Source organism: Sorangiineae bacterium MSr12523 (assembly GCA_037157775.1).
GTDB classification, from domain to species: domain Bacteria; phylum Myxococcota_A; class Polyangia; order Polyangiales; family Polyangiaceae; genus Pendulispora; species Pendulispora brunnea.
The window spans coordinates 738036-758053 of record CP089982.1 but is presented as its reverse complement, the minus strand read 5'-3'; the positions used below and the strand labels follow the sequence as shown (position 1 = coordinate 758053).

Genomic DNA, 20018 nt, shown 5'->3' with positions numbered 1-20018 from the left:
ATCTAGGACACGCGAAGCGTGCGGCGGTCGAAGATGGCAGAGGCCGCGGTGTCGCGCGGCGCGGTGGCGGGCCACTTCGCCGTGATGACGCGGTCCTTGCCGAAATCGGCGTCCAGCTCGCGTTCGAAGTCCGCCAGCGACTCGCGAACGTCGTCGGTGCTCTCGTCCAAGTAAAAGGAGAGATGGATGCCCGTATCGCGCTCGGCGACGTAGATGGCGTCGATGCCTTGAAAATCCGTAAAGCGCGCCAAGGCTCGTTCTCCGATGGCGCGAAGCCGTTCGCCCGGGAGCTGCTCGGCCTGCATGGTGTACAGGCTGCGGCGCATCTCCTTCAGCATGAGTTGCACCTCCTCGTTGTGGCACTCCACGGCGAAGAGGCTGATGATGCTCTTGCGCATGCGGCCTTGGCTCTGAATGCCGAAGAAGGCTGGATACTTCCAGAAATAGCGGATGAAGTCGTAAATGGCATTCTGCCCGACATCGCTGTAGGCCACGTAGTTGGCCACGGGCTCGCGGAAGTCGCCCGTTCGAAGGCCCTCGGCGACCGCGGCGGCGGCTGCCTTGGCCTCGAGCATGGTCAGGGAGACCCCGAACGAGAAGATCGGATCGGTGAAACGGTGGGCGTCGCCCACGCAAAACCAGCCATTGCCTGCAAAAGGTTCGATGCGGTACGAGTAATTGCGGATGAAGCGCACCTGCTCCACTTGGCGTGCGTCGCGGACACGCCGGCTGAGATCGGGATTGACGTTTTCCAGACCCCATTGGAGCACCGCCTCGGGGGAGTCCCCGCGCTCCTTGTAGGTCGTCACGGGCATGACGACGCCGACGGATACGACGTCGGGCGATAGTGGGATGAACCACGCCCAGTGGTATTGCTTCGAATAGAAGATGAAGGTGTTGTCACCCATCGCCCCAGGGTCGCGGATGGGACGGTGGTATTGCGAAAAGACGGCGATCTGCCGTCCAAAGGCATCGACGCGCCGGCGGCCCGCGAGGCCGAGCTTCGACAGGACCGCGCTGTGTCCGCTGGCATCGATGACGGCGCGGCATTCGATTTCGAGCTCTTCGTCGCTCTCGAAAACACGGTAGCGAACGCCGGTGATGCGGTCGCCGTCGCGCAAGACCGCCGTCACCGTGCCATGACGAAGTTCCGCGCCCGCTTCCTGAGCGCGCTCCAACACGATGCCATCGAACGCGGACCGCAGGACCTGCCACGTGGGACGCGGCACGGGAATGAAGAACTCGTTCTTGGCCTCGCGCCCGAGGACTTTGACCCCCGACTTGGGCGGAAATCGATGCTCGCCCATTTTCTCGACGAGCCCCAATTCTCGAATGAAATCACCGGTGACGCCGGTGAGCGATTCCCCGATGCGGTAACGCGGAAAGGGGGTGCGCTCCAACATGAGAACGGACAATCCATGCTGGCGCAGAAAATACGAGGCCACCGCGCCGCCGGGGCCTCCGCCGATGACGACGGCGTCGTAACGTCGATTCATGTGCCCTCCGACAGGGATGCGACGAACAATTGCATCAAGGTGAACAGCTCTTGAGGGCGCTCCGCCTGCGGGAAATGCCCGCAGCGCGCCAGCCACTCGATCCGCGCGTGCGGGACGGCGGCGACGGCGGCGTTCACCGCGGAGGCGGGGATGATGCGGTCCTGTTCGCCGGCCACGAACAAAGTGGGGACGGTGAGCCCCTCGAAGATGGACGGCATTCGATCGAGCGCGCGCTCGTCGAGGAAGCTCTGGTAGGCCGTGCTCTCGAGGGCGCTCGAAAGCAACCCGCGAAGCGCGCGGCCCAGGGTCGGAGCTCCGTAATACGCGCGCTGGAGGAAGGTGCTCGGATCGCGCGACAGCTCCTGAAGCGACGACCACCACGCGCGGGGCTCGGCGATGGCGCCGAAGCTCGTTACGACCAACGCCGCGACTTTGTGAGGAAATCTCCGCGCGATGTCGATGGCCACCATGGCGCCTGCCGAGTGGCCGACGAGGACCACGCGGCCGCGGGTCAATCGCTCCATGGCATCCAACGTGAGCGCGAGTTGATCGTCGAACGTGGGCGCGGCGACAGGCCCCGTGGTGAGACCAAAGCCAGCGAAATCCAGCGCAATGGCCTCTTGTTCCCCGGCGAGGCCGCGCAACACGATTCCCCACGAGCTCGCGGGGTTACCCAGTGCCGGTAGGAGCACCCACGCAGGCTCTCGACCTACCGTGCGCAGATGGTGCACCGAAGTCCCCTCCCCCTCGAGCCGTTCGGAGACGACTCCATACGGCTCGAGGGCGCGGATCAGTGCATAATGGTAATTCGGTGTACCAGTTCGCGGCTCGCCGGACGCCTGCTGGAGTGCGTGGAGCCGCAATATGCATCGCGTGAGCACATCCAGATTGGAAAAATGAGCTGGTATGACGTCGTCGTCCGGGATGGCGACGCCAAAGCGCTCTCGAATGAATTCCAGCAGCGCCACCATGGACATCGAATCGATGATTCCCCACTCGAGCAAACGCGTGGTTCGGTCGAGGCCATCGTCCTGTCCATCCAGCAATTCCCGCGCGATGTACGCACGGAGCTCCTCGTATACCGTCGAGTCGTCGAGCTCCAAAATGAATACCCCTTGATGGCGATTCACGTTGGAGTCTACTCGGCAGATCTTACGAAATTGTTAATAATCGCGATATCGAATGTCGATTTTTGGTGTGAAATGAATGTTCACGCCGACGTCTGACAAGTCAGGTGACCACGACAGTGCATTGACGGAATACGATTTACGCGTGGGCGAGTACGGCGCGGTAGCGGACTTTGCCGGCCTCGAGGCGATCGCGCACGTCGTTGGCCCGCTCCAGTGCGTAGATCTCGAGTTTCGGTTTCACCTTGCCCTTGGCCGCGAGCTCGAGGACCTCGGTGAGGTGGCCGCGGTGATCGGGCACGGCACCGCGGAACTCGCAAAAGGCGAGCATGGCGGCGAACGAATCGATGCTCACCGGGCCGTCGGCGACGCCGGTGTTGACCAGCCGGCCGCGGCGCCGCAGGCCGTGGAAAATAGAGCCAATTTGCTTGGCGGAGCTCGTGGTGGACAGAACGATGTCGGCGCCTCCGGCGTCGAGGAGCGCTTTGCCCGGGTCGTCGGCCGCCACCACCACGTCGTCGGCGCCAAGGGCCAGGAGCTCCGCGCGCTTGTTGGCCTGGCCGGTGATCGCGAAGGTCTCGAGTCCCAGCGCGTGCGCCACCTGGACGGCAAGATGGCCGAGGCCTCCAACCCCGAGCACGGCGACGCGCTCTCCAGGCTTCGGGTTCGCGTTTCGTAAGGCGCTCATGACGGTGTATCCGGCGCAAAACATGGGCGCCGCCGCCTCGAGCGCGAGTCCGTCCGGAATGAGCGCGCACCCGGAGGCCCATGCGAGCATCAGCTCGGAATTGCCGCCGCCGAGGTCCATCCAAGTTTGCGAATGGGGGCAAGGCTCGCCCGATTGGCATGAATTGCAGCGGCCGCAGCCCTTTTGATCCCAGACGACGCCGACGCGATCCCCCACCTTCAAGTCCGTGACACCGGGGCCGAGTTCGACGATTTCGCCCGTGGGCTCGTGGCCTGCGACGATGGGTAGCTTCGCTGGGAATTGGCCGCGGTGAAGGTGCACGTCCGTGCCGCACATTCCCGAATAGCGAACGCGAATGAGAACTTGCCCGGGACCCGGCCTTGGATCGGCAACTTGGGTGAGCGTCCACTCTCGATGTATTTCCGAAACAACGATGGCGCGCATGCGACATCCTCCTTTGTCGAGGAGCATGTTTGGGCATGGGACGGCCAACCCACCACGACGGCTTCTGCGAAGATGGTGCCCAATCCTGCGACGCGAACCAAACTACCCTTCGCGAAAGCGGCGCGCGTATTCGCCGGGCGAGGCGCCGAAAAGGCGGCGGAAGTCGCGCGTGAAATGCGACGTGCTCTCGTAGCCCACGCGGACCGCGGCTTCGCTGACGCGGAGGCCCTCGCCGACCATCAAGGTGCGTGCATGCTCCAGGCGCAGTTGCTTCAAGTAGCGCATGGGGCTCACACGCGCGACGGCACGGAAGCGATGGGCGAAGTGCGATGAGCTCATGGCCACGTGGCGGGCGACGTCTTCGACGGAGAGCGGGCGCTCCACGTTGGCGCGGAGAAACTGCATCGCCAATTGCACTTTGTCGGTATCGCGCTCCTGGCCGACGGCACTCCGGATGGCGGCCGCGGCGTCCGAGCGCAGGAGCCGGAAGACCAGTTCTTCGACGACCAGCGGGGCGACGACGCGGCGTTCGACTGGGTCCTCCAGGGCGCGCAACCATCGGACGGCGCAATCGAGCATCGCCGTATCCATTGCACCGACGAACGCGGGAACGTCTTCCTCGGGGGACTCGGGCGTTTCACCGGCGAGTGCCAGCAACGTTTTTGCGACGATGTCGGGCGAGATCGCATAGCAAAACGCGAGAAAGGGCTTTTCGCGCGTGGCCTCGATGACCTTGCCTTCGAACTCCGCCGCCCCCGTGACCACGAAGAAGCGCGACGGATCGTAGCTAAGATTCAAACCGCGGAAGGTCGAGACTTTGCGCCCTTGCGCCACCACGATGAGCATCGGTCCGAAGGCGTGCCATTTGCGATAGGTGGACGGCCTGGAGACACGTAAGAATCGCAAACCGGGGAAGGCATGTTCCGTGTCACCCTCCTTGGGGGCGCCGCGTGCGGCGAGCTCGAGAAGTTCGGCCGCGAGCCACGCCTGTTTCGTGGCGGGTTTCGTTTTCGGCTTCGGCGGATACGGAAGGAGCTGCGCCACCGCGCGAGGATACACCTTCCACGCCGCGCCTGCGCATGAGGGCGCGCGCATGGGACGAGAGCGCCCGCCCCGAGACGAACAGGTCGCGAAACCAGCGCCGGGCGGGATCGTTCTCGTGGCGCTCCGGCCAGAGTGCGACGACTTCCGCCGCTGGCACGGCAAGCGGGGGCGAGAGGACCCGAAGCCCAAGAAGCTCGTGAGCGCGGCGGGCAACGCTGCTCGGGATGGTGCAGATATGATCGGAATGGAGCACCGCCATGGGCGCGGAGATGAAGTGCGGCACACGCAAGGCCACACGCCGAGTCTTTCCCAATTTCGCGAGGGCGCGGTCGACGACGCCGTCGCGGCGCCCTTCGACGCTGACGAGCACGTGCCCGAGTGCCAGGTACGTGCCGAGATCGAGCCGCCGGCCCATGCGCGGGTGCCCGGGCCGCGCAATGACCGCGAAGGGCTCGTGGTAGAGGGACGCGCGGCGTAGGCCCGTGGGCGGCGTCGGCACCGAACCGCCGATGAGGGCGAGGTCCAGCTCGCCCGCAACGAGATGCGCCAGGCTCGCGGGCGAGAAGCGCTCGATCTCCAGGCCGACGCCGGGCGCGTGCCGCTGCAGGTGCGCGAGCACGTCCGGCAGCGCGGTGAGCTCGAAGTGGTCGACCGTGGCGAGCCGAAAGATGCGGACCGACGCGCGCGGATCGAAGGGTTGGGCAGGGCTCATCGCATCGCGAAGGTGCTCGAGCGCCAGCGGCAGCGTCGCCGAAAGGGCCATGGCCCGCGCCGTGGGCACGAGGCGGCGTCCCGACGGCTCGAAAAGCGGATCGTCGAACAGCTCGCGGAGCTTTGCGAGCGAGTGGCTCATCGCCGATTGGCTGACGTGCATGCGCCGCGCCGCCGCGCCAACGCTGCCCTCGACCAAGAGCGCTTCCAGCGCAGGCAGCAGGTTCAGATTGATCGCGTGGATATCGAAATCGCTCATGGTTTGGCATGAGATATATTCTCTTTTGCTCATACTTGGGGCGCGCCATGCTGAATGCATGAAAAACGCCGGCATCGAGGTGATGGTCACGGGTGGTACGGGGCTCGTCGGGCGCTGGCTTTTGGCAGCGCTCACCGCACGCGGGCGGCGCGTGGCTGCAGTGATGCGCCGCGCCGATGCGCGCGCCGAAGAGCTCGCGGCCTTCGTGCGCAAGATCGGTGGCAAGCCCGGGAATCTCGTGTTCGTCGAGGGCGACGTCGAGGCTCCGTCGCTCGGGCTCGATGAAGGCTTCGAGGACGTGCGGGACGTGTTCCACGTGGCCGGGCGCTACGCCTTCGGCATGAAGACCGACGAGGCGCGGCGCGCGAATGTCGAGGGCTCGCTTCATGCGGCGGAGTGGGCCCTGGCCCGGCGCGCGCTGCGGCGGTTCGTCTTCGTCGGCGGCTACCGCATGACGCGGCCGGTGCCCGGCCTTTCGCGCGACGTGTACCCGTTGCGTCCTGCCGAGCAGACGCGACTCTATCAACGGCATGGCGCGTACGAGGCTTCGAAGCACGAGTCCTATTTGACATTGCAGCACTTCGCGAAAACGCGGGGGCTGCCGTGGACCTCGGTTCACCCGAGCAGCGTCATCGGGGACTCGCGCACGGGAGAGACCACGCAGGTGCTCGGCCTCGGCGAGACCATCGAGCGACTCTGGAGGCGCAAGCTGCCCGCGCTGGTCGGTACTTCGCGCACCTTCGTGCCCGTGGTGACGGTCGACTACCTCGCGGCCTTTCTCGCGACGGTGCCCGAGCGCGCGGAGACGCTCGGGCAGGAGCTATGCGTTCTGGACCCGGCCACTCCGCCGCTTCCGGATTTGATCCGTGCCGCGGCGGCCCACCTCGGGGTGACCTCGCCGCGGCTCTTGCTATGCGCGGGCTTCGTTCGCGCGTTGCCAAAAGCACTCACCGGGGTCGAGCCGGAGACGCTCACGTTCCTCTCAGAGGACCGCTACGACACGGCGACTGCGGAGGCGCACGCCGCCGCGATGGGGCTCGAGCATCCTCCTATCCTCGAGAGCGTGATGCGCTGGTGCGATTACCTCGTAGCGACGCGCTTCCAGGGGTGAAAAAGACTGGTCGCGGTCGCACGGTCCGCGCTCGATATGTGGACCTCGACCCGAGGATGGCGAGGGCCGGCCATTCCGCGTCGCCGGTGCGGACGTGCTGCGCATACATCGAGAATACCTAGAGCGCGGGTCATCAATCCGAGGGAAAGGTCAGCTCGAAGGTCGTCCCAAGGTCGTTGCGGACGGTCACCGTTCCCTCGAGCTGCTCGGCCAATGTGGACACGAGCTGCAGCCCCAGCGAACCGGCCCTTTGCACGTCGACCCCGGCGGGCAGCCCGACACCGTCATCGCGCACCGAAAGCTGCAAAAGCCCATCTTCCAAACGCGATAGGCCCACGCGAATCGTCCCACGGCGCCCGTCGGGAAAGGCATGCTTGAGGGCATTGGTCATCAGCTCGTTCAACACGAGCCCGCACGGAATTGCCCTGTCCACGGCGATGGTCAGATCTTCCACGGCGAGCTGGAGTGCAATGTTCGACGGGGCGATGCCCGCCGCGAGCACGTTGCCGGCAAGGCTCTTGGCATATTCCGAAAATGGAACACGCGCGTAATCTTGGAATTGATAGAGCTTCTCGTGAATCAGCGCGATGGCTTGCACGCGCGTCTGGCACTCTTCGAGCGCGATGCGGCTCCCGCGCTCGTCGAGTTTTCTCATTTGGATGTTGATGAGGCTGGAGATCACTTGCAAGTTGTTCTTCACCCGGTGGTGGACCTCTTGCAGGAGGATCTCCCGCTCTTTGAGCATCGCCGACAACTCCGCCGTGCGGGCGCGCACGCGCTCTTCGAGCTGGCCGTTGAGCGCGCGCAGCTGCCCGAGCAACTCCACCTTCTCCCGTTCGGAGCGTTTGTACTCCGAGTGGTCCACGATGAAGACGATGCATTCGTCACTGCTGCCCTCGAGCATCGCCACGCCCAGAACGATGGGGATCCGCGCACCATCCTTGTGGAAATATTCCTTTTCCCACGGCTTGGCGATTCCCGTCGTCCGGAGCTGCTCGATGGCGCGCTCGTCGAGGCTTCGCCATTCGGGAGGCGTCATGTCCGACCAACGGACTTTGCCCGCGAGGACCTCCTCGCGGGTATAGCCAATCATGCTCAACAAAGCGCTGTTGGCCTCGAGGATGCCTCCGCGGAGATCCGCGGTCATCACCCCGATGATCCCGGCCTCCTCGAGCCTGCGAAAACGGCTCTCACTGCGGCGCAACGCCTCGGTTCGCTCGCGAACGCGGGTTTCCAGCACCTCGTGGGCCTTCTTCAACTCCTCGTGGGCCTTCGACAGCTGTGCGGGGGTCGGAATGGTGAGGGCCTTGGGCACGAGCCTCACCAGAAGAATCGCTGTTGGAACCGAAGCGGCCGCCGTAATGGCTTTGACGACACCGGACAGCCGGTACACCGGCGTCCAGAGAGTCCATATCTCCATGTAATGCGTGGCGCCGCACGCGATGATGAACACGGCGAAGCAGAGGAACATCCAGTTGAAGGGCAGGTCCCGGCGCTTTCGAACGAAGTAGTACAACGTAAAGGGAATCGTCGTGTACGACAGGGCGACGAGCGCGTCGGAGATGACATGAAGCCAGACAATCTCCGGACTCCACAGATAGCAGTGTCCGTGGGGCATGAACCCGTCGGACGAAAAGATGCGCCGTAGGAATTCCAGCATGGTCGAGCCCCTCGACTAGGCTACCGCGTACGGCGACGAGCGTCGTTTCGGCCTTCAACCTAAGCCGCGTGAACCATCCGCGTGGATGACGCTGCTCAGCTCCACCCGATTTCGTCCCTCGCGCTTGGAGCGATACAAGGCCGCATCGACGGCTTCGATGAACGCCGTCGTGTCGCCGTGGAACGATGTCGAATAACCGCAAACACCGAAACTCGCCGTTACCGCGCTTGGCTCGCGAATGGCGGCAATGCACTGGCGAAGCCTTTCCGTGAGCGCAACGGCCGCTTCCTCGGAAACGTCCGTGAATAGAATACAGAATTCGTCACCACCGTAGCGGGCCACGAAGTCGGTTTCGCGAACGTTGCTCTTCAATACGCGGGCAACCCCTGCCAGCGCTTGATCGCCCGCCTGGTGGCCCAAGCCATCGTTGATTCGTTTGAAGTCGTCCACGTCGCAAAGAGCCAGGGCGAAGGCGCGACCGCGTTCCCCCTCGGCCACGATCTGCTTGAGACGCTCTTTGAAGGCCCGATAATTGGCCACGCCGGTGAGTTCGTCCGTCGTCGCCAATTCGGTCAGGTGCTCGTGGAGCACTCGAATTTCCACGTCCGAGCGGCGCCGCTCGGTGATGTCGTGCAAATGGATCACCGCACCGACGCTGCGTCCAACGCTGTCGCCGATGGGCGTTATCGAGTAGCCATAACTTCGCCCCGCCGGCCTATCGACACCTTCGCCGTGGCGCGTGAGCCCATCCTCCAACACGGCCCCGACCAGGTCGGGCAGGTCGGTTCCCAGCCCGGCATCGATGCGGGTCACCCCCGTTTTGGGGCAGAGCAAGAGCTCGATGGATTTCCCTTTTGCCTCTGCGGGATCCCAGCCCGTCAGGCTCGCAGCGGCCGCGTTCATTTGCACGATGCGCGATTGCGCATCCACCGTCACGATTCCATCCTCTAGGGAGGCGAGCGTGTCTCGGAACAACGCCTCGCGGGCACGCAGTTCTTTCTCCATCTCATGGCGATAAATGGACACTTCGATGGCGCTTTTGAGCTCGGTGGATTTCACCGGCTTGAGCAAATACCCGTGCGGCGTCGTCTTCTTGGCCCGCGCAATGGTGGCGTCGTCGGCATGCGCGGTGAGGTAGACGACGGGAACATCGAATTTCTCGCGGAGGACGGCCGCGGTCCGAATACCATCGAGCTGCCCTTTGATGCGGATATCCATCAGAACGACGTCCGGACGCTTTTCACTCGCGCGCGCAAACGCCTCATTGGCCGACGATGCAACACCATAAGCGTCATATCCAAGCGCCGTCAGAATCTGCTGAAGGTCCATCGCGACGATTCGCTCATCTTCGACGATGAGCACCGAGTATTTGCGCATCTCTCAGTGTGCCATGGTGCACACGCCGAAGAGAAACGGAGCCCGCACATTTTGGTGCGCCCACGTGCGCCAGAACCGTGTGCGGGCATCTTGAAGATGCCATTCCTGGAAAGCACCAGCCTTGTCCGTTTGCACTAATCTGAGAAGGGGGAGCCAAAAGTCATGAGCAGCGACACTCTCGATGCGCGTACGCGCACTGGCATCGACTGGATAGCGCGCGCATCGTTGGCCGCGGCGATTTACTGGATCGCGGGAAAGTTTGCGCTGCTCATGGCGATACCTCCCGGCTATGCGACGGCGGTGTGGCCCGCGGCGGGCATAGCGCTCGTGTGCGCCCTCTTTTGGGGCCTGCGGGTGGTGCCTGGAATCGCATTGGGCTCGTTCCTGGTCAATGCTTGGACCAGTATCGACACCAGCAGCAGTGCAGCGCTCGTTCGTTCGATGGCCATCGCTGCGGGAATTGGATGCGGTGCGGCCTGCCAAGCCGCGCTGGGCGCTCTGCTCATCCGCAGGTTCGTAGGGTTTCCCACGGCGCTGGAGGTAGACCGCGATATCACGAAGTTCACATTCCTCGGGGGACCCATATCGTGCCTGGTGAGCCCCACCGTGGGCATGACCACGCTGTGCGGATTGGGCGTAATCCCTTGGTCCCAGTTTGCCTTCAGCTGGTGGACATGGTGGGTGGGCGACGCCATCGGCGTCCTGATTTTCGCACCGCTCGCATTGCTCTTCGTCCCCGGCCTCGACCCCGTTTGGCGCCGCCGCCGTGCCATCGTTGGCATTCCTTTGCTCGTCGGATTCGGCGTGGTGACCGTGTTGTTCTTGAAAGCAAGAGCATGGGAGGAGACCCGCTTGCGAACCGAATTCGAGCGGCGGGCAACGCCCCTTGCGCACGCCCTGGATGCCAGGCTTTCGGAATACGATGAAGTGGTGGGCTTTCTCTCGAGTCTCTTCGAAGCATCGCCCGACGTGAGCCGAAAGCAGTTCCGCGAATTCTGCCAGCGCGCGCTGAAGAAGTACCCGGGGATCCAGGGCCTGGCTTGGACCCCCGTCGTCGACGACACGCGAAGGGCGCAGTTCGAAGCGGCGGCCGGTTTTGCCATCACCGAGCAGGCCTCGACGGGCGCGCTCAAGCCGGCGACGACCCGCGCCGAGTACGCGCCGGTGTATTACTTGGAGCCCGAGGAAGGGAATCGCTCCGCAATAGGATTCGACATCGCTTCGGATCCGACTCGATTCGAGGCGATGAGCAAGGCGCGCATTTCCGGCCTTCCGAGCCTGACATCGCCGTTGACGCTCGTTCAGGAGACGGCCGGGCAACATGGGATTCTTTTGATCGCACCGGTCTATGCCTCACAATCCTTGCGCGGGTACGTCGTCGGCGTTTTCCGAATACAGGACGTCGTGGAAACCGCGCTGCGCGACATCGAGCACGAAGGGCTCGACTTTCGTCTTTTGGACGAAGACTCCCCGCAAGACAATGGCCTCGTGTACGCGAGCTCGGGTGCGGCGGCGGGCACGGGCTCGCGCACATGGAACGAGACCTTCGTCTTCGGCGGACGTCGCTGGAACCTTGCGGTCACCGCCACGGATATGTACATGACGACCCATCGCAGCTGGCAAGCATGGATGGTGCTGGCCGGAGGGCTTCTCTTCGTTGGAATTCTCGGTGTGGTGATGTTGATGGCCACGGGCCAAGCTTCTTATGTGCAGCGCGCGCTGGAAACGCGCAGCTCGGAGGCCTCGCGGGCCATCCAGGCGGAGGAGAAGTTTCGCGCAACGATCGAGGCCTCATCGACCGGCATGCTCATGGTCGATCGCAATGGAAAGATCGTATTGGTGAATGCCCAAGTCGAGCGATTGTTCGGGTATGCGCGCGAGGAGCTGATTGGCCAGCCGGTGGAGATCTTGGTGCCGTCGAAGTCGCGCGCGAGGCATCCCGGCTATCGGGACACCTTTTTTCAAGAGCCTCGAAATAGGCCGATGGGCGCGGGCCGCGAACTCTATGGCATACGCAAAGATGGTTCGGAGATGCCGGTCGAAATCGGATTGAATCCCATGCGCACCGCGGATGGCGATTTCGTTCTCGGTTCGATCGTCGATATTACCGCGCGCAAGATGGCCGAGGCCACGCTTCGCGAAAGCGCCGAACGCTTCCGTGCGCTGGTGGAGGTGTCCGCGCAAATCGTGTGGACCGCCGCAGCCGACGGTGTATTCGTCGAGGACTCGCCCTCTTGGCGAGCCTTTACCGGCCAGACGTACCAACAATGGCGCGGAGGCGAACGGCTCGACGCGTTCCACCCGGAGGACCGCGCTCGGGTGGATGTGCTGTGGAAAAAGGCCATCGCGACGAAATCGGCCATCGACACCGAATACCGTATTCGGCACGTGAGTGGTGAATGGCGCTGGACCGCCGCAAGGGCCGTCCCGCTCCTCGACGTGGAAGGGGGCGTGCGCGGGTGGATCGGAATGAATACCGACATCACCGAGCGCAAACACGCCGAACACGAGCGCGACCGGCTTTTGAACGAGCTCCAACGCCTCAACACCGAGCTGGAAGAACGGGTCAGCGGACGCACGGCGGATCTGTCCAAGGCGCTCCGGGAGCGGGAAGTCTTGATTCAAGAGATTCACCACCGGGTGAAGAACAATTTGCAGGTCATTTCCAGCATCATCAACATGCAAGTTCGAAAGCTCGACGTGGGCGCGAACCGCGACGCACTGGAAGAGTGCCAGACGCGCGTGCAAGCGATTGCGCTCATTCACGAGAAGCTTTATCAATCCAAAGACTACTCACGCGTTCCTTTTTCGGAATATGCCCGAAGCCTCGCGACCAATGTCTTCCGCGCGACGGGTGGGGCTTTCGCGAGCGTCACCTTGGAACTGGCCATCGACGATCTTGCGCTGGCCGTGGATCGGGCCATTCCTTGCGGTCTCGTGCTCAACGAGTTGATCACCAATGCGTTGAAGCACGGCTTCCGCGACGGGCGTCAGGGGACGATTCGCGTGGAGCTGGCCAAGCTGGACATGGGGCGGCTCCGGCTGGCCGTGAAAGACAACGGCATCGGCTTGCCACGCGATCTCGATATTCGCAAATCGGATTCTCTGGGCCTGCAGCTCATTTGCACCTTGTCGGAACAACTCGATGCGGAGCTCGAGGTCAACGGCGCGGGCGGTGCCTCGTTTCAACTCACCTTTGCCGCGGAGGCTTGAGCCGCGGCGCGCGCATAGAGGCTCGCGGCGCGTTCGGCCTCCCCGCCGAGGGCGTAGTGCTCGGCCAGAACGCGTAAATCGTTTTCGCCTCGAGCCTGGAGAAATTCGGCCGCGGCGCGGTGGCGCGATTTCAAGGCTTCTTCGGTGAGCAGGCTGTGTGCGGCCTCACGCACGAGATGGTGGCGGAAGGCGTATTCGGTGTCGCCGCGAAGCCGGCTGGTGACATGCTTCGTGATGAGCTCGCGATGGCCGAGTTCCTCCAGGCATTCGTCGATGTTGGGCACGGAAGTGCGCCCGCCCAGCAAGGCGAGAATGCCGCTGCGCCAGAACGTGCCCCCGTAGACGCTCGCGGCGCGAAGCACCCGCCGCAGCGCCGGCTCGAGATTTTGCAGCCTCGCCTGGAGGATCGCCAATACGGTGTCCGGCATGGCATGGGAGCGCTCGTTGCCGACGTAGCGGATCAATTCCTCCAGAAAGAGCGCATTCCCTGCGGCGTGTTCGACGATTCTCGACACGGTCTCCGCAGGCGCGTTGGCGCCGAGGACCTCGCTGACGAGCTGCGCACTCGCCCGCTTGGACAAGCCATCGAGATGGAAATCCTGACGTTTGCGCTGGGTCCAGAGCCGCGGAAAAATGTCATTCACGTCCGGCCTCGCCAGCGCGAGAACCATCACCGGCTTGTCATGGCAGTCGCGCAACGCCGCGTCGACGAGGCGCAACGTGGGCCCATCGCCCCACTGCACGTCTTCCAGGACCAGCAGCACGGGATGGGCGCTGCACTCGGCACGCAGGAACGAAATGAACGTCGTCGTGGTCTGCGAAACCATCTTGCGCGGGTCCATCCGCGCCTGCCGAAGCTTCGGGCTCCTCTCCGAGGGAAAGGAAATACCGCATAGCTCGCCGAGCAGCTCGGTGACCAATTGGGCATCGCGCGCAGGCACGTGGTGCCGCACCCGTTCGCCCAGTTTGTGCTGCTGCGCCGAAAGGTCATCGCCATCGCGCGTGTCCACGAGACGGCGCAGGGCATCGGCCAGCAGGGCATAGGGCGCTCCGCCATAGGTCGGATCGGCCCGCCCCATCCATACATCGACGGCGTGCTTTTCCCGCACCCGCCGCACGAATTCATGGCGCAAACGTGATTTGCCAATTCCAGATGGTCCGATGACGACGGCGAGCCGCGCCACCGAATCTTCGCAGCACTCGTCGAGAAGCAACTGCAATTCGGTGAGCTCGCGGTCGCGGCCCACGCACGGGGTGGGCTTGCCGAGCAAGGGACGCGCTTCGTCGATGCCGAGCTCGGAGTCCAAAACGAAACAACCCGCGTACGGCTGTTTCGTCACGTGAAAGTGCGCATCGAGCAGGTGCGCGGTCATGCTGTCGAGCCATATGCCCGGAGCGGTATCGTTCGTGTACACCTGGATCCGTTCCACCTCCGCGAGCAGGGTGTTGGCGCGGTCCAGGACCTCGCCGCTGAGCAAGTGCTCTCCAATGACGATGCTTCGACCGGTTACGATCACCATGCGGTGCACGGGGAGCTGCTCACGCAAAAAGAGCGCGCACCGAGCGGCCTGCGCGGATTGATCGCTGGCCGTCCTGCGGGCGGATTGGGCGATGGTGACGATCATCGAGCCGTCGAGCAAAATCTCGACCCGTGCATCGAAGCGAGCTCGAAGCGCATCGCCGAGCTCCCGCCGTTGCGTCCTGCGGCTCGAACCTTTGATGACTTCTTCCTGGGTCGGCAGCGGCTCGCTCACCCGCTCCTCGACCACCAAGAGCATGCTGACCAGCTGCAGCTCGTCATCGCAGGTGATGTTCGTCCCGGGCTCGTCATGCCGTTCCGGCGCCGACGCGTCCGTGAGAGATCCCAGCGTGTACAACTCGTCGAGCAGCGCACTCCCATCCGCGGGTCGCTGCTGCGGGTCCTTCGCGAGCATGCGCCCGAGCAACGCATCCAGCTTCTCCGGCAAGGCGGGTCGAACCGTTCGGAGCCGTGGAAAATCGTCGAGCACGAGGCTGGCCATCACGACGGTGGGGTGGCCATTGGGAACGGGGGTCCGCCCCGTCAGGCATTTGTAAATCACGCATCCCAGTGCGAACACGTCGGCATTGGGCCCGACGTCGCGATCGCCCCGCGCTTGCTCGGGCGCCATGTAAAGAGGCGTGCCAAGCGCGATGCCCGCGGCCGTCAGCTCGGAGGCCACCAGCCGTGCCACACCGAAGTCGAGCAAGATGGGCGAGTCCGGCCGGCCGTCGCGGAGAAAAATGTTCTCGGGTTTGACGTCGCGATGTACGAATCCACGGCTATGCGCTGCGGAGAGCGCATCGGCCAGGCCGCAAAATAGCCGAATGGTGTCGCTCAGCCTGAGGCCGCAGCGATCGAGGCGCTGGCCGAGATCCTCTCCATCGAGCCACTCCATGGCGAGAAAGGGGCGCCCCGTGGATGTGACGCCGTGATCGACATAGGCCACGATGCCCGGATGCTGCAGCTGCGAGAGCATGTACGCCTCGCGGGAAAATCGCTGCAGAAAGTCCCGATGGTTGCCGAAGGTGGGGAGCACTTTGAGTGCGACCGGCGTGCCATCGCGCGCTTGGTCGCGGGCTCGGTACACGATGCCCATTCCCCCTCGACCAGCAACGCGCTCAACGATGAAGCGATTCGCGAAGACCGTTCCGGGCACGAGCTCCGAGCCCATGGGATGACCTTTCCCCCTTAGGTGATGTGATTACCACATCCCACATGCCTGCGCGAGGGCGGGGTCACGATTTGGGCAGCCGCTTGCGCGCTTCTTCGAGGACGCGGCGGCTGGTCGCATTGTTCGCGAGATACCCCATCCGCACGTCCGGATCGGGGATGGCATCGGCACGAATCCGGACCTGTTCGACCGCGCCTTCGAGAATTCCGTTTGCCGAAGCATCGCCCGAGGCGGCGTGCGCTTCGAAGGCCGCGAACTGCAGTCGAACCTCGGCGAAACCTCCACCACCAAGCTGATCGAGGTGCGCCAACGCCGCGTCCGCGTGCTCGCGCGCTTCGGCGAGCCGGCCGGCTCGCAGCAAGATCTTCACCAACACGGCATCCGGGTACGGGCGAACGACGATGAAAAGCGTCATCAGATCGAGCGCGCTTCGGGCGTGCCGTTCCGCCGACTCGAGATCGCCGCGGTCGAGGAAAATCTGCGCGAGGATGGCCAGCGCAAGACCGCGCAGGCCGACGTCGCCGGCCTGCTCGTCGGACAGGTAGCTCCGGAGCATCTGTTCGGCCTCATCGCTTGCGTTGGCATCTTCCTTGTCGACGAGGGCCATGGCCAGCTCGGTCGTTGCCATGCCGGTGGTGATGCGGTCGCCGTCGACGAGGGCATCGGCGCGCGCGATTCGCAGCTTTTCCTCTCCTTCGCCAAGGCTTCCCATATGGGTGAGCGCGGCCCCCATCGATGCGCGAACTTGGGAGAGAACACGCCGGTAGCCAATGGGCGCGAAAATCGCTTCCGCGCGGGCAGCAGCCGTCGCGACGGTCCACGGATCGCGGGAAAGGTACCAGCACGCGGTGGCGTGCGCGTACTCCGATACGGCCCGCGCAAAGACGTTGTCGGTCATGACGCTCAACTCGTCGACGCGAGCCAAATACGTCTCGACGTACGTGGGCCGCCCCAACCACGTCATCATGCCGACCAGGACCAGCAGCGATTCGAAATAGACCCCGATGGCGGAAAGATCGGGATCGGTCTCCCGGAGCATGTTGCCCCAGTGGACCAGGGCGTCGAATCGGCCTTGCGTTGGCGCGGCCGCGGTCATCGTTCCCACCGTGTAACACCAGTCGTCGCTCCCGCGGCGCAAGAGCGGGAGGGCTTGGGAGCTGTGCACGTACGCTTTTGCGAAATCGCACTCGAAGAGGAGCGCACGCGCCAGGGCACTGCGCAAAAGGGCCAGGAGCTCCCCCTTCGCACCGCAGGCAATGCCTCGTTCCGCGAGCTGGGTCGCCTCGCGAAGACTGGCAAAATCCGCGGCTTTGCGGGCCGCACGCGCGTAAAGCTTGGCCGCTTCCTCCATCTCGTTGCCCAGCGCGTAGTGCTCGGCCAAAACGGACGGATCGCGCTCGCCCATGGATTGGAGGAACGCCGCCGCCGCGCGATGCCCTGCTTCCCGATCCTCGTCGGTCAAAAGGCCATGTGCAGCCTCGCGCACCAGCGCATGGCGAAAGGCATATTCGGTGTCGCCGAGCAGCCGCGTGGTGCTGTTCTGCGTGATGAGCTCGCGATGGACGAGCTCCTCCAGCCGCTCGTCGAGGCTGGCGGCGGAAACCGAATTGCCCAGCAAGGCGAGAACACCACCACGCCAGAAGGTAGTGCCATAGACGCATGCCGCGCGAAGCACGCGCCGCACTTCGGGCTCGAGGCGCTGCAGCCTCGCCTGGATCATCGCCAGCACGGTGTCGGGCATGCTGTCGGATTGGTTCTCGACGACGAAGCGGATCAACTCCTCGAGAAAGAGCGCGTTGCCCCCCGCCTGCTCGACGATTCTCGCCACCGTTTCCGGTGCGACGTCGGGGCCGAGGGCTCGGGTGACGAGCTGCTCGCTGGCGCGCTTGCTCAAGCCGTCGAGCACGAAGTCACGGCGCTTTCGCTCGGCCCACAGCTTCGGATACAGCTCTTTGACCTCGGGTCTGGCCAGCGCGAGAAGCATCACGCGCTTGTCGTGGCAATCCCGCAGCGACGCATCGATCACGCGCACGGTGAGCGCGTCACTCCAATGCAGATCTTCGAGGACGATGAGCACCGGATGGGCGTCGCATTCCGCACGCAGAAAGCAGATGAATGCGCCCATGATCTGGGCGACCATCGCGCGCGGATCCGCGCGCGCGAGCAGGAGCTTCGGGCTCGTGTCCGAATCGAATGGAATGCCGCAAAGCTCCCCGAGAAACTCCGTGACGAATTGCGCATCTTCGGGCGGCACGTGCCATCGCACGCGCTCGGCGAGCTTGCGCTGCTGCTCGGCGAGGGCTTCGCCATCGCGCACGTCGATGAGGCGTCGCAATGCATCGGTGAGCAAATCGTACGGGGCTCCCGCGCGGGTCGGGTCGCCCCGCCCGAACCAGACGTCGACCCCGTGCACGTTGTCGTGCTGGATGCGGCGCAAGAACTCGTGGCGCAACCGCGATTTGCCGATTCCGGGTGCCGCGATCACCACGGCGAGCCGGGCCAGGGATTCTTCGCAGCAGTCATCGAGAAGCAACTGCAGCGCGGTCAGTTCGCGCTCGCGACCGACGCACGGCGTGGGCTTGCCGAGCAGAGGACGCGCTTCGTCGATGCCTAGCTCCGAATCCAGGACGAAGACACCGGCGTCCGTTTGTCTCAATTGAAAGCGCGAATCCAAGAGGTGCGCCGTCATGTCATCGAGCAAGATGCCGGGTGAGGTGTCGCCGGAGTCCAACTGAAACTTCGTCGTCTCGCGATGGAGCAATCCGTTGGCGCGATCGAAGACCTCGCCGCTCGGGAGCTGCTCTTCCGAGACGACGCCGCGGCCCGTCGTGATGGCGATGCGTTCCCCCGAGCTGCCGGAGGCCAGATTCTCGCGCAGATAGAGGGCACACCGCGCAGCCTGCGCGGCCTGATCGGTGGCCGTCATGCGCTCCGTTTGCGCCAAGGTCACAATCATCGAACCGTCGAGCAGAATCTCGACCGACGCGTCGAAGCGTCCCCGAAGCGCATCGGCAAGGCCCTGGCGCCGCGCCCTCAAGTCCCATCGGACCGGGACTTCCTGCATCTCGTGCACCTCTTGCTGCACCACCTCCTCGACGACCAAGATGACGCTGACGAGCTGCTGCTCGATGGACAGGGGCGCGGCAACGCGCACGATTCTCTCGGGCGCCGGCTCGTCCGAAAACGATCCCAGCGCTTGCAGTTCCTCGAGAAGCGCCGTGGCATCCTTGGGCCGCCGCGAGGGCTCTTTGGCGAGCATCCGCTGCAGGAGGACGTCCAGGGTCGCCGGCATGGTCGGCCGGAGGGCGCGCAATTGCGGAACATCGCCTCGCAGGATGCGGGCCAACAAGACGGTGGGATGCCCTTCGTCGGGAAACGGCGTTCGCCCGATGAGGCACTTGTACATCACGCACCCCAGCGCGAAGACATCCGCGCTCGGTCCGATGTCTTGCTCGCCGCGTGCCTGCTCGGGCGCCATGTACAGAGGCGTACCGATGGCAACACCCGCAGCCGTCAGCTCCGAGGCGGGAACGCGTCCCACCCCGAAGTCGACCAGGATGGGCACATCGGGACGGCCATCGCGCAGAAAGATGTTTTCCGGCTTGAGGTCACGGTGCACGAACCCGCGCCGGTGGGCCGCGGAAAGAGCATCCGCCACGGCATGAAACAGGCGCACGGTCTCGACCAACGTGAGACCGCCGTGGTCGAGGCGTTGCCCGAGATCTTCCCCTTCGAGCCACTCCATGGCGAGAAACGGCTCGCCTGCGGGGGTAACGCCATGGTCGACGTACGCCACGATGCCGGGATGCCGGAGCTCCGACAGCATGTACGCCTCACGCGAAAATCGTTCCCGAAATTGCTGACGCTGCCCCACCGTGCGAAGAACTTTGAGCGCAACTTTCGCACCGTCGCGACGCCCATCGCGCGCGCAATACACCACGCCCATGGCGCCTCGCCCGGCCACGCTCTCGACCGTGAACCGATCCGCGAAGACCATTTTCGGAGCGAATTCCGAGTGGCTCATGGCATTCCCAAGTTACACGGCGCTCACACGACGCGATCCTAGCATGTGAAGCCGTGCTGGACGCGGAGCGTCGCCGCTTGTGGCAGCCGGCCGCCTACCTACCGTCTAGGCCCGCGGCCATCGTTGCGCTGCCGACGACCCACTGCGTACAAGCGCATCATCCAAGGACCG

11 protein-coding genes are annotated in these 20018 nt (G+C 64.2%); 2 read left to right on the top strand and 9 right to left on the bottom strand.

Annotated elements, in window-relative coordinates; genetic code table 11:
- Positions 1 to 2: 2 nt before the first annotated feature.
- The 5 genes from LZC95_03220 to LZC95_03200 all read right to left on the bottom strand — a co-directional run bounded on the left by LZC95_03220 (position 3) and on the right by LZC95_03200 (position 5769).
- Entirely contained in the window at positions 3 to 1496 is a 1494-nt protein-coding gene (locus LZC95_03220) for a tryptophan 7-halogenase (GenBank protein ID WXA95850.1), read from the bottom strand.
- On the bottom strand, positions 1493 to 2626 hold the full coding sequence (locus LZC95_03215; protein WXA95849.1) for an alpha/beta fold hydrolase: 1134 nt from the start codon (positions 2624 to 2626) through the stop codon (positions 1493 to 1495). The genes LZC95_03220 and LZC95_03215 overlap by 4 nt, the downstream gene beginning before the upstream one ends.
- 136 nt (positions 2627 to 2762) lie before the next feature.
- Complete coding sequence (locus LZC95_03210) at positions 2763 to 3755, bottom strand: alcohol dehydrogenase catalytic domain-containing protein (protein WXA95848.1); 993 nt, start codon at positions 3753 to 3755, stop codon at positions 2763 to 2765.
- 102 nt (positions 3756 to 3857) lie between these two features.
- Positions 3858 to 4799 (bottom strand): AraC family transcriptional regulator, encoded by a 942-nt coding sequence (locus LZC95_03205; protein ID WXA95847.1) that lies wholly within the window; start codon positions 4797 to 4799, stop codon positions 3858 to 3860.
- Complete coding sequence (locus tag LZC95_03200; GenBank protein ID WXA95846.1) at positions 4684 to 5769, bottom strand: LysR family transcriptional regulator; 1086 nt, start codon at positions 5767 to 5769, stop codon at positions 4684 to 4686. Before LZC95_03200 ends, LZC95_03205 begins: the two co-directional genes overlap by 116 nt.
- 58 nt (positions 5770 to 5827) lie before the next feature.
- Here LZC95_03200 and LZC95_03195 point away from each other — a divergent pair, with 58 nt between their 5' ends.
- Entirely contained in the window at positions 5828 to 6880 is a 1053-nt protein-coding gene (locus LZC95_03195) for an SDR family oxidoreductase (protein WXA95845.1), read from the top strand.
- Between the two features lie 133 nt (positions 6881 to 7013).
- On the opposite strand, the gene LZC95_03190 is transcribed toward LZC95_03195, so the two are convergent.
- Complete coding sequence (locus tag LZC95_03190) at positions 7014 to 8540, bottom strand: PAS domain S-box protein (protein WXA95844.1); 1527 nt, start codon at positions 8538 to 8540, stop codon at positions 7014 to 7016.
- Positions 8541 to 8594: 54 nt separating this feature from the next.
- Entirely contained in the window at positions 8595 to 9917 is a 1323-nt protein-coding gene (locus LZC95_03185) for a diguanylate cyclase (protein WXA95843.1), read from the bottom strand.
- A gap of 162 nt (positions 9918 to 10079) precedes the next feature.
- Between LZC95_03185 and LZC95_03180 the strand changes: the two genes are divergently transcribed.
- On the top strand, positions 10080 to 13130 hold the full coding sequence (locus tag LZC95_03180) for a CHASE domain-containing protein (GenBank protein ID WXA95842.1): 3051 nt from the start codon (positions 10080 to 10082) through the stop codon (positions 13128 to 13130).
- Here LZC95_03180 and LZC95_03175 read toward each other — a convergent pair.
- Together LZC95_03175 and LZC95_03170 are read right to left on the bottom strand one after the other, a co-directional pair.
- Positions 13103 to 15823: a protein kinase gene (locus LZC95_03175; GenBank protein ID WXA95841.1), complete on the bottom strand. Its 2721-nt coding sequence runs from the start codon at positions 15821 to 15823 to the stop codon at positions 13103 to 13105. The genes LZC95_03180 and LZC95_03175 overlap by 28 nt on opposite strands.
- 64 nt (positions 15824 to 15887) lie before the next feature.
- Positions 15888 to 19847 carry a protein kinase gene (locus LZC95_03170; GenBank protein WXA95840.1) on the bottom strand — a complete coding sequence of 1320 codons (3960 nt, stop codon included), beginning with the start codon at positions 19845 to 19847 and terminating at the stop codon, positions 15888 to 15890.
- Positions 19848 to 20018 lie beyond the last annotated feature (171 nt).